General features: G+C 67.6%; 12 protein-coding genes. 4 read left to right on the plus strand and 8 right to left on the minus strand.

Annotated features, from left to right (window positions below; all coding sequences use genetic code 11):
* Position 1 precedes the first annotated feature (1 nt).
* The 4 genes from KEG57_RS16565 to KEG57_RS16580 form a co-directional block, all read right to left on the minus strand.
* On the minus strand, positions 2-3,049 hold the full coding sequence (locus KEG57_RS16565; RefSeq protein WP_272418655.1) for a TAT-variant-translocated molybdopterin oxidoreductase: 3,048 nt from the start codon (positions 3,047-3,049) through the stop codon (positions 2-4).
* A 10-nt stretch (positions 3,050-3,059) separates the two neighbouring features.
* Positions 3,060-3,707 (minus strand): cytochrome c3 family protein, encoded by a 648-nt coding sequence (locus KEG57_RS16570; RefSeq protein WP_272418654.1) that lies wholly within the window; start codon positions 3,705-3,707, stop codon positions 3,060-3,062.
* 204 nt (positions 3,708-3,911) lie between these two features.
* Entirely contained in the window at positions 3,912-5,345 is a 1,434-nt protein-coding gene (gene gnd / locus KEG57_RS16575; RefSeq protein WP_272418653.1) for an NADP-dependent phosphogluconate dehydrogenase, read from the minus strand.
* Positions 5,346-5,515: 170 nt separating this feature from the next.
* Positions 5,516-6,379, minus strand: coding sequence for a hypothetical protein (locus tag KEG57_RS16580; RefSeq protein WP_272418652.1), 864 nt, complete (start codon positions 6,377-6,379; stop codon positions 5,516-5,518).
* A gap of 118 nt (positions 6,380-6,497) precedes the next feature.
* Here KEG57_RS16580 and KEG57_RS16585 point away from each other — a divergent pair, with 118 nt between their 5' ends.
* Positions 6,498-7,244, plus strand: a complete 747-nt coding sequence (locus tag KEG57_RS16585) for a hypothetical protein (RefSeq protein WP_272418651.1) — start codon at positions 6,498-6,500, stop codon at positions 7,242-7,244.
* Here KEG57_RS16585 and KEG57_RS16590 read toward each other — a convergent pair.
* From KEG57_RS16590 to KEG57_RS16600, 3 genes are all read right to left on the minus strand, one after another.
* Positions 7,218-7,868: a hypothetical protein gene (locus KEG57_RS16590; RefSeq protein WP_272418650.1), complete on the minus strand. Its 651-nt coding sequence runs from the start codon at positions 7,866-7,868 to the stop codon at positions 7,218-7,220. The two genes, KEG57_RS16585 and KEG57_RS16590, sit on opposite strands and share 27 nt — an antisense overlap.
* The gene (locus KEG57_RS16595; RefSeq protein ID WP_272418649.1) at positions 7,865-9,133 is read right to left on the minus strand and encodes a hypothetical protein; all 1,269 of its coding nucleotides are present in this window, start codon (positions 9,131-9,133) and stop codon (positions 7,865-7,867) included. Before KEG57_RS16595 ends, KEG57_RS16590 begins: the two co-directional genes overlap by 4 nt.
* Before the next feature lie 153 nt (positions 9,134-9,286).
* Positions 9,287-9,700: a SpoIIAA family protein gene (locus KEG57_RS16600; protein WP_272419260.1), complete on the minus strand. Its 414-nt coding sequence runs from the start codon at positions 9,698-9,700 to the stop codon at positions 9,287-9,289.
* Between the two features lie 297 nt (positions 9,701-9,997).
* Between KEG57_RS16600 and KEG57_RS16605 the strand changes: the two genes are divergently transcribed.
* From KEG57_RS16605 to KEG57_RS16615, 3 genes are all read left to right on the plus strand, one after another.
* Complete coding sequence (locus KEG57_RS16605; protein ID WP_272418648.1) at positions 9,998-10,342, plus strand: helix-turn-helix domain-containing protein; 345 nt, start codon at positions 9,998-10,000, stop codon at positions 10,340-10,342.
* 240 nt (positions 10,343-10,582) lie between these two features.
* On the plus strand, positions 10,583-10,924 hold the full coding sequence (locus KEG57_RS16610; RefSeq protein ID WP_272418647.1) for a helix-turn-helix domain-containing protein: 342 nt from the start codon (positions 10,583-10,585) through the stop codon (positions 10,922-10,924).
* 70 nt (positions 10,925-10,994) lie between these two features.
* A complete protein-coding gene (locus tag KEG57_RS16615) occupies positions 10,995-11,909 on the plus strand; it encodes a phosphoinositide-specific phospholipase C-related protein (RefSeq protein WP_272418646.1) in 915 nt (304 codons plus the stop codon).
* 54 nt (positions 11,910-11,963) lie between these two features.
* On the opposite strand, the gene KEG57_RS16620 is transcribed toward KEG57_RS16615, so the two are convergent.
* Positions 11,964-13,223: an MFS transporter gene (locus KEG57_RS16620; protein WP_272418645.1), complete on the minus strand. Its 1,260-nt coding sequence runs from the start codon at positions 13,221-13,223 to the stop codon at positions 11,964-11,966.
* Positions 13,224-13,225: the final 2 nt, after the last annotated feature.

Raw genomic sequence — 13,225 nt, forward strand, 5'->3', positions numbered from 1 at the left:
ATCAACCCACCTCCGGGTTCGGGTTCTTGATCGTGGCGAGGTATCGAATGCGTGGAAGCGTGCCGAGCTCGTGCAGGACGCCAAAGCTGCGCGGCTCCTCGCGCCAGCGGACCATGTCGGTCTCCTTGTGCGCGAGCGACCCGAACCGAATGGCGCGCGTCGGGCACGCGTCCGCGCAGGCCGTCGTGACCTCGCCCGGGCGAATGGCGCGGCGCTCGATGCTAGCGTCGATCTCGGCGCGCCGGATGCGCTGCACGCAGAACGTGCACTTCTCCATCACGCCGCGCTCGCGGACGGTGACGTCGGGGTTTTTCTGGAGCGTACGGATGTCGCCGTTGAACCCGGGCTTCTCCTCCATCCAGTCGAACCAGTTGAACCGCCGCACCTTGTAGGGGCAGTTGTTCGAGCAGAACCGCGTGCCGATGCAGCGGTTGTAGACCATCTCGTTGAGCCCGTCGGGGCTATGGACGGTGGCGTTCACCGGGCAGACGTACTCGCACGGCGCCTTTTCGCAGTGCTGGCACAGCATCGGCTGATGCACGACCTCCGGGGTGTCGACCTCGCCCGTGTGATAGGTGTCGATGCGGAGCCAGTGCATTTCGCGGCTCCGGAGGACGCCCTCCCTGCCCACGACGGGGATGTTGTTCTCGGCCTGGCAGGCGACGACGCACGCGCTGCAGCCCGTGCAGATCGACATGTCGATGCTCATCGCCCACTGGTCGCCCTTGAAATCGTCCGCGGGCAGGATCGAGAGCACGGGGCCCTTCTGCCCGCGCGTGAACTCTGGTTTGTCGCGGTATGCTTCGAGCGTCGTGGCCAGAGCGATCGGCCGGTCGTGGAGCTCCCAGTGCTTCTGGGTCTGCGCGAGGGTGTGTTTCTCGCCCGTGGGCCGCACGGACGCGCCGTCGAGGAACGAGCGGCCCTGGCGGCGGAGGGGCTGGACGTTTTTCCCGACGCCCTCGGCGACGGGCAATGCCGCCCCGCGGCCGTACCCGAGGCGCAAGGAAATGGCCCGATCGGCGTGGCCCGCCAGGACGAACACCGGCAAAACGATGGTCGTGGCCGGCGGGGGGCTCGTCGTGACCGCGGGCACGGTGGGATCGAACCCGGGCAGCGTGATTTCAATGAGGTCGTCGTTCGCGACGCCGAGCTCGCTCGCCGTGCGGACGCTCATGAGCGCCGCATTGTCCCAGGTGATCTTGGTCGTTGGATCGGGCAGCTCCTGGAGCCACGGGTTGTTCGCGAACCGGCCGTCGTGAACCTTGGAATCGTGGTAAAACCCGAGCTCGTACCGGTCGGGCGCGGGTGCGGGCGCGGCGGCGAGGGTCGCGAGGGCCGCTGCGATCCCAGGCGGCGCGAGCTCGGCCCGGACAACGGGGGCCTCGGAGCCGGGCAAAAAGCCGCGGCGCAAGGTCGCCTCCCAGTGCGCCTCGAAATCGGTCTCGCCGAGCAGCGTCCGCCATTGCTCACGTACGAGGGCGTGCGCGCTCGGGTAGATGTCGCCGAGCAGAGTCGCGAGGATCTCCACGTCCGTGCGGCCGCCGAAGAGCGGACGGATGAGCGGCTGCACGACGGACGCTGTCCCGTCCCCCGCGCGGGCATCGCCCCAGGCTTCGAGGTAATGTGTCTCCGGGACGAACCACGTCGTCCGCGCGCCGGTCTCGTCCGCGTAGAGGCCAAGGTAAAAGCTCTGGCGGACGCTGCCGAGCGCCCCGGCAAAATCGAGGTCGCCCGGCGCGGTGTAGACGGGGTTTCCTCCCAGGATGACGAGCGTGTCGACGGCGCCGGCGCGCATTTCGGCGACGAGCGCCGCGAGGTCCTGCCCGGCCGCGGCAGGATTCCAGAGAATGGGATCGGTCATGGAGACCGTGGAGCCGAAGGCGCCTAGGACGGAGTTCACGAGCGCGCCGAGCGCGTGGACGTGCGCGGGTTGCCGGTCGCCGACGATGACAAGGCCGCCTTTCCCCGCGCGGACGAGGTCCCTCGCAATAGCGCCGACGAGGGCGCGCTCTTCACGGCCGAGGAATGGGCGGAGCGCCATGATGATATCGGGCGAGACGGCCGAAGGGGGCTTACCGCCGAGGAGGATCTCGGCGGCGAGGGCCGCGGCGAACGTGCCGATCTCGCTCGATCGCCGGCGCAATTTGTGATCCGCGACCGTGCCCGTGCAGCTCGGCATGCTCTCGACGACGTAGAGCCGGTTCATCGTGGGGTTCGGCCAGCCCGGGCGGCGGCGCTCGGCGAAATGGCGCGAGTGCCGCAAATGCATGCCCTGCCCGTCGAGGAAGTCCGAATCGAGCGAGACGATGACCGAGGCGTTCCGGAGGTCGAGTTGCGGCACCAGCGGGCGGCCGAAGGCGAGCGCGGCCCCTTGCGCGGCGGCGCCCGTCTCGGTCGACGAATGCACGGTGACGCGCGCGGCCGGATATGCCGCGAGAAGCCGGCCGAGCTGGCTCGCAAGGAGCGGCGAGGCCGTGGGCTCGATCAGAATGCGGAGGCCGGCGCCCCGATCGGTGCGCGGACGTGCGAGCTCCGTCGCGAGCGCATCCCACGACGTGAGCGCGCCCTTCTGCATGACGGCCCGCGCGCGGTACGGATCGTAAAGGCCGAGGATGGACGCCTGCTCGAGGACGCCCGCCGCGCCGAGGCTGGCCGGATGCTCGGGGTTGCCTTCGATCTTGATGGGTCGCCCTTCGCGGCTCTCGACGAGCAGGCCCGTCGCGAATCCGTCGAGGGTCATGCTCGTCGCGTAATACTTGGACAGACCCGGCGTGACCTCGGGCGGACGGATCGTGTAGGGCAGGATCTTCTCGACGGGGTCCTTGACGCAGCCCGTGACGCCCGCGAGCGCCATGCTGGCGCCGAGGAGCTTCAAGAAGTTGCGGCGCGAGGGTTCGTCCGGACGCTCGTCCGCCCCCTCGGGAAACTCCCTTTGCCTGTCCTCCGGCGGCGACCCCTCGGACACGAGCTCGGCGAGGCTGCGCCAGTAATCGCGGCCCGTCTTGCCTGCGAGGATCCTCTCCCAGAGCGCGCGTACGTCGTTGCCCAAAGGTGCTCTCCTATCGATGGCAGGCGGTGCAGTTGGTGACGCTTCGAACGCCGTATTCGCGGACCAGGTACGGCCCGAGGGTGCTTTGATCCGCGGCCTTCCACGTCATGTCGGTGACCCGATCGAGCGGCCGGACGAACTTCTCCGGCTGCCTGTGACAATCGAGGCACCAGTTCATGCTCAGGTCGGCGAACTGGTAGACGCGGCCCATCTCGTCGACGCGCCCGTGGCAACTGACGCACCCGACGCCCTTGTTCACGTGGATCGCGTGATTGAAGTAGACGAAATCAGGGACGTCGTTGACGCGATTCCACGGAATGGGCAAACCCGAGAAGTAGCTCCGCCGGACGGGCTCGAGCATGGGGCTCTTGTTCCAGATCTGGTTGTGGCAACCCATGCAGAGGTCGGTCGAGGGGATCCCGGCCGTGGCGGATACCGTCGCCTCCTTGTGACAATAGAGGCAATCGATACCGTCATCCTGGACGTGATGCCGGTGATCGAACTCGACGGGTTGATCGACCGGATCGAGCTGCTTTCGCCAGTTCGGCGTGCGCACCCAGATCATGGGAGCGGCCACGAGCGTGAAGGCGCCGCCCACGATACCGATGAGCGCGATCCGGAAGGCCGTATTGGTCCAGGGACGAAAGAGTGCCGCCATCCTCGTGCCTTCTCGGACGTCCGCACGGCGAGCGCGCCGCGGGCGCATCCAGCAGCATTCGATGGGAATCAGGGGGGCGGCGTTGCTGCTTTCCTGGGCGAACGAGCGGCCGATAGAGAGAACGAGCAGGCAGGCAGGCGAGCGGAGAGGAGCGAAAACGAGCGGCGGGGCGACCGGACGGGTGCGGGGAAGCCCCTACTTCGCTCAGCCGACGAGCGAGGGCCAGTCGGTGTGCACGGCGCCGAGCTCGGGTTTGTCGACGCGCTCGTAGGTATGGGCGCCGAAGTAATCGCGCTGGGCCTGGGTGAGGTTCTGCGGGAGGCGCGCCGAGCGATAGCTGTCGTAATAGGCGAGGCTCGACGAGAACGCGAGGCAAGGAATGCCGAGGCTCTGCGCGAACGCGATGGCCTTGCGGAAACCGGGCTGCGATTTCGCCATCGCCTCGCGGAACCGGTCGTCGAGGAGCAGGCTCGGCAGGTCGGGGCGCTTCGCGTAGGCCTCGCGAATGCCGTCGAGGAACTGGGCGCGGATGATGCAACCGCCCTTCCAGATGCGGGCGATCTCGCCGAGCGGCAGGTCCCAGTGGAAGGTGTCCGAGGCGGCACGGAGGAGGGCCATGCCCTGCGTGTAGGAGCAGATCTTCGCGGCATAGAGGGCGTCGTGCACGGCCGTGACGATTTCGTTCTCGTCGCCCTGGAATGCGCCGGGCCGAGGCCCTTCGAGGACCTTCGCGGCCTCGATTCGCTCGTTTTTCTTGCCCGAGAGGAGGCGCGCCATGATGGCGGCGTCGATCGTGGGAATGGCGACGCCGAGGTCGAGCGCGACCTTGGACGTCCAGAGGCCCGTGCCCTTCTGGCCCGCCTTGTCCAGGATGAGGTCGACGAGCGGCGCGCTGGTCTCGGAGTCCTTGGCGCGGAAGATCTTGGCCGTGATTTCGATCAGGAACGAGGAGAGGACGCCCTCGTTCCAGCGCGCGAAGACCTCGGCGAGGCGATCGGCGGAGAAGCCGAGGCCACGATGGAGGATGTCGTACGCCTCGGCGATGAGCTGCATGTCGCCGTATTCGATGCCGTTGTGGACCATCTTGACGAAATGGCCCGAGCCGCCGGGGCCGATGTACGTGACGCACGGGCCGTCGTCGACCTTCGCCGCAATGGCCTCCCAGATCGGGCGAATCTCCTCGTAGGCCGCGCGCTCGCCGCCGGGCATGAGCGAGGGGCCCCAGAGCGCGCCCTCCTCGCCGCCGGAGACGCCCGAGCCGAGGAAACGAATGCCCGATGCGCCGAGCTCGCGCTGGCGGCGCTCGGTGTCCTCGTACCAGGAATTGCCGCCGTCGATGATGATGTCGCCGGGCTCGAGGTACGGACGGATCTGGTCGACGGTCCAATCGACGGGCTGGCCCGCTTTCACGAGCAGGATGATCTTGCGCGGACGTTCGAGGACACGCGCGAGTTCGGCCGGGCTGTGCGCCCCGAAGAAACGGAGACCCTTCGCGCGCGTGGCGAGCAGGTGGTCCACCTTCTGGGGTTCGCGGTTGTAGACGGCGATGGGAAAACCATGCCGCTCGATGTTGAGGGCGAGGTTTTCTCCCATCACCCCGAGGCCGACGAGGCCGATCTTCGCTTGCGCCGCTTCCATGTCCTCCTCCGATTCCGGGTTCCCTCCCGGGCGGCGCTACTCTAGCAGGTTGCCCGGGAGGTGTCTCCGGCGGAGGACGACGCTTTGAGGCGACAGGCGACGGGCCGCGGGGGGCGGTATGTGGGAAGGAGCAGTGGGGAGGGCCGAGGAATGCTACCGCCGCGCGGACGTCACATCCCGTCGCAGATCGGCGCGGGCGTGGTGCAAGTGCTCGTCATCGAGTCGCACGTGCCGCTGCACTCGTCGGGCGTTACGCACGCCTCGCCGTCGGCCTTCCTGGCCGTGCAGACGCTGGTCACGGAGTCGCAATACGAGTCCTTGCACTGACTGAAGCCAGCGCACGCCTCGCCGACGGCTTTCTGCGCGGCACACATGCTCGTCTGGAAGTCGCAATAATTCGTGGCGCAGTCGTCGTCGAACTCGCACGCCGCTCCGGCCGCGCCGCGCGGCTGGCACTTGCCGAGCTCCGTATCGGTATCGCCCACGCACACGGAGTCGGCGCCCGCGCACTCGTCGTCGCCACTGCAATCGCCGCCGTCGGCCACCTTGCCGATGAAAACGCTCTGGCATTCGGGGTCGGACTCGAAAGGATCGCCGTTGATCACGGTGCAGGATCCCTCGAGCTTGTCGAGACAGCTCGCCGCGACATATCCGTCGTACTCCATGCGGCCCTCCCCGACGGCCTTCTTCAGGCGCGGGAGCACGAGCATGTCATAAATGCCCTTGAAGGTCTGCGCGCACTCGGCCTCGTTCTGAGGCTTGGGGGTAATGCCCTCGAACGCCTTGTCCTGTTCGGCCATCGTGCAACAGGAGTAGACCAGCCCGCAGTACAACTTGGCGGTCGCGGTGCCGATGTCGTCGATGGGGATGAGGACGTCGCCGCCGCCGCCGCCGCCGCCGTTTCCGCCGTTTCCGCCGTTTCCGCCGCCGCCGCCGGGGCCGCCGGTCGTATTGTTCGAGTCGTCGCTGCAGCCGATGAGGGAACCCACGCCGGCGAGGGCCAGCATGATCAAGGAAGTCACAAAACGTTTCATGTTCGTCTCCTGCCCAGGGCCGAGCCCGGGGGGCCGGTCCCGTGGGCGACTCGTGGCTAGCACGCATGAGGCGCGATGGAAAGCCCGAGCAAGAACGAAGGCGTGCTAGGCTTCGAAGGTGAACTTTCTCCTGCACAGGCACCTCGCGGAGGCGCATACGGGCTCACGCGCGGCGGGCGCGGGCGCGATGCTGCCGGACCTCTGGCGAATGGCGGACAGGCGCGTGCGGCCGTGCCGTCCCGTCGAGATGGGCGGCTTGCTCGGAGGCCGGCTCGCGGAGGTGCTCGTGGGGATCCGGCACCACGTGGCGGTCGACCATTGGTTTCACGGCGATCGCGTCTTCCTCGAAGGGGAGAAGCTCGTCGCGGCGCGCATTCGCGAGGCACAGCTCGAGGCGAAACGAATGGGGCTGCTCGCGCACGTCACGTGGGAGATGTGCCTGGACGGCGCGCTCCTCCGGCGCGCGGGTTTCGAGGCGACACGCGCGGCCCTCACGGAGGGGTTTTTGGCGATCGAGGGCGATTTCGAGCCCGCCGCGACGATGCACCATTTCGGTACGCACGAGCGGACCGCGGAGGAGCGCGCCGCGTTCGACGCGCGGATGAAACGGCTCCGCGCGGAAATCGAGCGGGGGCCGTGGATCGAAGGGTATCAATACGGCGAGGGGGTCGCGATTCGCGTCTCCGGGGTGCGCGCGCGGCTCGGGCTCGCGCCGCTCGACGCGGCCGATCACGCGCGGCTCGGGCAGGCGCTCGACGGCGTGGCGCACGAGGCCGACGCGATTCTGGAGGAGATCCTGCGAGCACCCTCGCCCCTCGGCGATGGACGAGTCCGGCCCTCAGCGGCGCTTGCGCTTGGGGCCTGATCTCCGGAACGGGAAACGAAAACGCGGCTTTTGATCGATCCGTTCGCCCTCGCGGAGCCACGCGAAGGGGTCGGCGAAGCCGGCCATCCAGGGCAAACGCTTGTAGGCGAGGAAGACGAGCTCGCCGCCGCGGATGCCGGCGTCGAGGCGATCCTGCCAGGCACCGAGGAGCCGCGGATCGAGATCTGGGTTCGTCGAGAAAAACGAGCCTTCTTCGATGCGCTCGGGAAAGCGGAAGCAGACGCCGCCGGAGACGCAGACGGGGTGAAAGAGCGTGGCGGCGATCCGCGCGATGGCCCCGGCGCGCTCGCCTTCGGGGAGCGCAAGCACGTCGAGGCTGTCTCGCGAGACGATGACGAACACGAACGAACGGCCCTCGACGATCGAGAGGTGGAGGTCGTCCACGTCGTATTCGTGGCGCAGAAAATCCGGCGCGGCCTTGGTGGCGCGATGGACCAGGCGCCGGACGGGACGGGCGGCGTCGTAAGGGCTTTTTCCCTGGGCAAACAGGGTGCGGGCCCAGTGCCTCGATTCGGCGAGGGCCTGGCCGGGCACGTCGGCGCGGCCGTCGAGATCGTCGAAGCCCTCGGATTGCGCGGTTTCGATGTCGTCGAGCCATTTCATGAGATTCGCCTCGCAAAACGACGAAAAAACGAGCGGATGCGGTCGCGCGCGGTTTCACGGGGCGGCGATGCCTCGCCGTTCCGGTATCGCCGCACGATCTTCTCGACCCGAAATCCCTCGTCCGGGAGAAACTCGACCCAGACGAGGCCCCAGAAGACCTTGAGGATGTCGTGCTTGGAGGAGAGGACGCCGACACCGCCACAATAATAACGCGTCGTGCCGCCGTGCGAGAATTCGAGGCACGCCTCGTATCGGTTGAGGCCGGGGCTCACCTTACCGTCGGGCAGGCGGGTATGCGAGGGCGGGTAGGTTTTTCCTTCCACGACCGGGCCGTCCACGAGCGCCGCGGAGAGGCGCTTTTCGCCGACCTGTATCGTCTTCGACAAACCCGCGCGAGGCTCCTTCTCCCAATCGGCGACGAGGGGCTTTTCGCCGTTGCCCTGATCCGGATCGGCCCAGACGACGAGCATGCGCGCCTCGCCCGGCGCGCCGATCTGCGCGAGCATGCCCCGCACGAGGCGCACGATGGCCTGGCACTCGCCCGAGGCGGCGACGTAATCGACCATCGGCCAGGCGCCGCCGACTTCGTTGAAATAACGCGGGTGGTCGTACTCCGCGGGCACGTCGGGGTTCGGGAGGAGAGCGTAATACGGGAATCGGCGCAGGAAGCTCTCGACGATGGCGTGCGGATCCAGGCTGTTCGCCTGCTTCGCCCATTCCACGGCCTTCGCCACGCGCCGCGGGGTCGCGCCGTCTTCCTTGTAGGGCGCGATGGGCGTGGAGCGCGGCGGCCCCATCGTGACGAGCATGGGAATGGATGTGACGGCGGGCGCGACGATCGCGGCCTCGGACGCGGACCAGCGCACGTCGAACGAGAGATCGTCGAGCTTGCGCGCAAGCGGATTGTCGGATACGAGCGTGATCACCGACGTCCCGGGAGAGACCGGAAGGGTTTGTCGAAATTGGATCCCTCCCGGACCCTCGCCCTTCAGGGTGGCGGGGCCAGGCAGCACCGCGGCCGCGTCGAGGGTGAGCGAAAGGCGGACCTTTTCGCCGAGGGTATGGCTCACGGGGACGTGGGACGCGGGCGTCCATTCGGGCTCGGGGCAGTCGTGATCGGAAAAGCGCCAGCCGCTCGGCTCGTCGCAGCCGCGGAGCGTGCCGTGATCGGAGTCGACCCGGATCGATTCGATTCGAATGGTGCTTTCCGGCCTCGGCGCGGACGTATCCCATCCGCGCGGCGGCGCGCCGCTCGGCTCCCCCACGATGGCCTCCCGGGGCGCGAGGCCAGACCGGAAGAGCCACAGGCCTCCGGGCCGCTACGCCGCCCTCACGGGAAACCTCCGGTCGAGCCCCCCCGATCGTCAACTGCCGGGAGGGCGGGCCGAGCTGCGTTTGCGAATGCGGAGAATTCGAAATCAGCGAAGGGCGGCGTGTTTCTTCCGCTCGGCTTCGAGGTAAGCGCGGCCTTCCTCGGCGGTATCGAAGAACGCGAGCGGCACGCCGTGCCTGAGGAGCGCGTCCGTGGCGCGGTTCAGCATCGTCCCGAGGACACGCACGGGGAAGGACGCGCCGACGGCGGCGACGCCGCGGATTGCCTTGGCGCCCTTGGCCTCGCGGACGGCCCAGACGCGCGCGTCGCGCGTCACGGAGATCGAGTGCGCCCTGTCGAAGAGGCAATAGACCGCGGGCTCGTCGCGGCTCATCTCGTCGATGCGCGCGTAGAGGGCCTTCATGTCGTCCCGCGTGACCTCGCCGGTCCAGCGCACGACGAGGATCGCTCCTTCTCGTCGGGACCCGTGCGCCCCCATCCGCTCGAAGCCGGCATCCATGTTCGCCACGACGGAACGAAGATACACGCTCGCACGTGGTGATGGAAGGAGGCCGGTCCCCTGACGAACAATGTCCTACCACTCACAATTCGCGCGTGACGAGTTCGTCCAATGGATGCAAGATGGACGCGTTCGATGGGTTCGGCGCGGCGCGGAGAAGTCGCCGGCGCGCCCGATCTCGCGATCGAGTCTTTCGCAGCGAGGACGGAGAGACGTCCTCGTGAAACCTCAGAGATCCCGGCACAGGAGGGCCGGTCGGGGATCCTTTTTTCCGGGTCGCCCGAGAACCATATCATCATGCCGCGACGAACCGTTCCCGAGCCGTTTGCACTGAAGGTCGGCACCCGTATCCGTGAGCTGCGCAAGGAGCGCGGATTGTCGCTCGGCAAGCTCGCCGACGCCTGTTATCTGTCGAAGGGCCATCTCTCGAGCGTCGAGCACGGGCTCGCCGCCATCACGATCCAGACGATCGAGCGGCTCGCGCTCGGCTTCGGCGTGCCCCCGCTCTACCTGCTCACGTTCGCCGCGGACGACGAGCGCGCGAAGACGGCGGAGCTGCTCCGCGAGATGTCGAACGCCGACGTGCGCAAGATCCGCCGCCGGATCCAGGAGGAGACCGGCATCCGCGTCAAGCGCAGCTAGGACAAAATTCGTCCCACCGTGCCCCGCGCGCCGCGTCACGGCGCGTCGGGCACGGTAGGACGTAAAACGTCCGATCGAGGACCATTTTTTGATTCTCCGTGCGTCCGAGGACGTGCATGATGGCTGGCCCCGTGAGATCCGGCCGATTCACGCGGGGACTTCCATTTCGACGAACTTACGACTTGCCGGCGTGTTTCGCCGGTCGGGCCGCGCTTTTTTGGCCCGAGAAAGACGAGGACCATGCCCCGACGATCCGTTCCCGATCCGTTTGCGATGCAGGTGGGCGCCCGTATCCGTGAGCTGCGCCTCGAGCGAAACATGTCCCTCGCCGCCCTCGCGGACGCGAGCGCACTGTCGAAAGGCCACCTCTCGAGCGTCGAGCACGGGCTCGCCGCCATCACGATCCAGACGATCGAGCGCCTCGCGCTCGGCTTCGACGTGCCGCCGCTCTACATCCTGACCTTCCCGGCCGAGGACGAGCGCGCCCACGTGGCGGAGCTCCTGCGGCAGCTCTCGAACGCCGACGTCAAGAAGATCCGCCGGCAACTCCAGGTGGATCTCGGCATCAAGAAGGCGCGCTGAGGGGGTTTGGGGGCATAGCTCGGCTCTGCCGAGCGGAGCCCCCAAGCGTCGAACGCTGTACTTCTCGCAGGTGACGATCCCGTGTACGCTCGCGGGCGTGCACGGGACACGCTTTTCGCTTCACGCTTTGCTTTGGACCGCTTCCTTCGGGCTTTTCGCCTGCGGCTCCGGGGATCCGGCGAATCCGGACCCGGGGCCCGAAAAGCCCCCACCGCCCTCCGAATGCAACGGCCGCGCAGAGCTCTGCGACAGGCCCTTCGATGCGGTGGCGTTCCCCGCGACGCACAATGCCATGTCCTCGTTCGAGCTCGGCTGGGCCGCGCCGAACCAGAACTTCGGCATGAAACGCCAGCTCGAAGACGGCATCCGCGCGATGTTGATCGATACGCACCGCTGGAACGAGGATCTCTATCTCTGCCACTCGATCTGCGAGCTCGGGCATACGCTCCTCGTGGACGCGCTCGTCGAGATGCGCGTCTTCCTCGACGCACACCCACACGAGGTGGTGACGCTCATCATCCAGGACGGCATCACGCCCGACGAGACGGCGGGCGTGTTCGAGAAAGCCGGGCTCGCAGGTCGCACGTACGCGCATGAGGACGGAGCCCCCTGGCCGACGCTGCGGGAGCTTTTGCTCGACGGAAAGCAGCTCGTCGTGGGCGCCGAGGACGAGGGGCCGCCGCCCGCGTGGTATCACCACTTCTGGGACATCGCCTGGGACACGCCGTATTCGTTCGAGAGCGTGGAGGACTTCAACTGCGCGCCGAATCGGGGGACGCAGGGGAACGATCTGTTTCTCTTGAACCACTGGATCGGGCCGCTCCCGACGCCCGAGCGGGGCGAGACGGCGAACGCGTACGAGGTGCTGTCGGCGCGGGCGAAGAAATGCCAGACGGAGGGCGGGCAGATCCCGAATTTCGTGGCCGTCGATTTTTACGATCTCGGCGCGCTGTTCCAGGTGGTGGACGAGCTGAACGGGTTTTAACAGCGGTACGCGGCGGCGTGCCGCTCACCATACCCCGTCTCCCCCCTGACTCCCCTACCCCTGCTCCGAAGCCAGCGCCGCCTGCTTGTGCAACATCAACGCGACACCGAGCAACATCGCCGCCCCGGCCGCGGCGCCGAGAAACGGTGAAATCGGCGCCACGCGGTTGTACATGAAGCCCCACGTGACGGGCCAGATCGTACGCGCCCAGCTCCCCGTCGATTGCGCATAGCCGAGCACCGTGCCCCGCTGGTCCTCCCGCGCGAACTTCGACGCCAGCGACGAAATGGACGGGTTGTTGATGGCCACGCCCACGCCGATGAGGACATTCGCGAGGACCATCATCCACGAATGCATCGAGAACGCCGCGAAGAGCAAGCCCGCGAGCATGAGCGCGGCCGCACACTCGACCAGCGTGAGCTCGCTGAAACGCGCCGAGAGGCGCTTGATCAAAAAGCCCTGGATCACGACCCCGGATACGCCGAAGATCGCGAACATGTAGCCGACCTGCTCACCCGTCCACCCGAAACGATCATGCGAGAGGAGCGGGAACGCGACGTTCAGGACCGTCATGGCCATGAACGTCAAGAAATACATCTGCAGGATCGTGACGACGCGTTTGTCGGAGACGATTTCCGTGAAGGTCGCCTCCTTCCGGGGCTCGTCCCGCGTGGGGCCACGATAGGCGTCGTGCCCGCCGCGCTCGGGCTCGCGCACGGGACGCGTCTCCGGCATGAGCGCCGCCGCGAGGATCAGGTCGGCCAGGGCCATCACGGCCGCCGCGATCGGCGGCGCCCAGGTCGCGATCTTGGCCGTCATGCTGCCGATCACCGGCCCCATGATCATCCCGAGCCCGATCCCCGCCCCGAGCCGCCCCATGGCCGCCGCGCGATCCTTTTTGTCCGTCACGTCCGCGATGGCCGCCTGACACGCGGCCAGGTTGCCCGCCGTCGCCCCCGCGAGCACACGCGACACGAACAGGCACCAGAGCACCTGGTAGTGCACCGCCGCCGCGAAGAGCACCATGCTCGCCGCATTGCCGAGCAGGCTCAGCACGATGACCAAACGCCGGCCGAACCGATCGGACAAACGCCCGAGGTACGGCGTCGCCAGCGCCTGCGCCAGCGAATAACTGCTGATCAGCATTCCCGTGACGGTGCCCGACCACTCTTCGGACACCATCGGCTTCACGTAAAACGGCAAGAGCGGAATCGTGATCCCGAACCCGACGAGGTCGAGGAACACGGTCAGGACGACGACGAAGAGAACGCGGTCGCGCACCTTCTCGCGCGAGGCCGCTTCGGCGGTGGACATGG

This window comes from Polyangium jinanense (genome assembly GCF_028435365.1).

Excerpts from the sequence above, each read along its gene's own strand:
- KEG57_RS16570 (WP_272418654.1), bottom strand. The coding sequence starts at position 3,707 with ATGGCGGCACTCTTTCGTCCCTGGACCAATACGGCCTTCCGGATCGCG.
- gnd (WP_272418653.1), bottom strand. The coding sequence starts at position 5,345 with ATGGAAGCGGCGCAAGCGAAGATCGGCCTCGTCGGCCTCGGGGTGATG.
- KEG57_RS16580 (WP_272418652.1), bottom strand. The coding sequence starts at position 6,379 with ATGAAACGTTTTGTGACTTCCTTGATCATGCTGGCCCTCGCCGGCGTG.
- KEG57_RS16590 (WP_272418650.1), bottom strand. The coding sequence starts at position 7,868 with ATGAAATGGCTCGACGACATCGAAACCGCGCAATCCGAGGGCTTCGAC.
- KEG57_RS16600 (WP_272419260.1), bottom strand. The coding sequence starts at position 9,700 with ATGGATGCCGGCTTCGAGCGGATGGGGGCGCACGGGTCCCGACGAGAA.
- KEG57_RS16605 (WP_272418648.1), top strand. The coding sequence starts at position 9,998 with ATGCCGCGACGAACCGTTCCCGAGCCGTTTGCACTGAAGGTCGGCACC.
- KEG57_RS16610 (WP_272418647.1), top strand. The coding sequence starts at position 10,583 with ATGCCCCGACGATCCGTTCCCGATCCGTTTGCGATGCAGGTGGGCGCC.
- KEG57_RS16620 (WP_272418645.1), bottom strand. The coding sequence starts at position 13,223 with ATGTCCACCGCCGAAGCGGCCTCGCGCGAGAAGGTGCGCGACCGCGTT.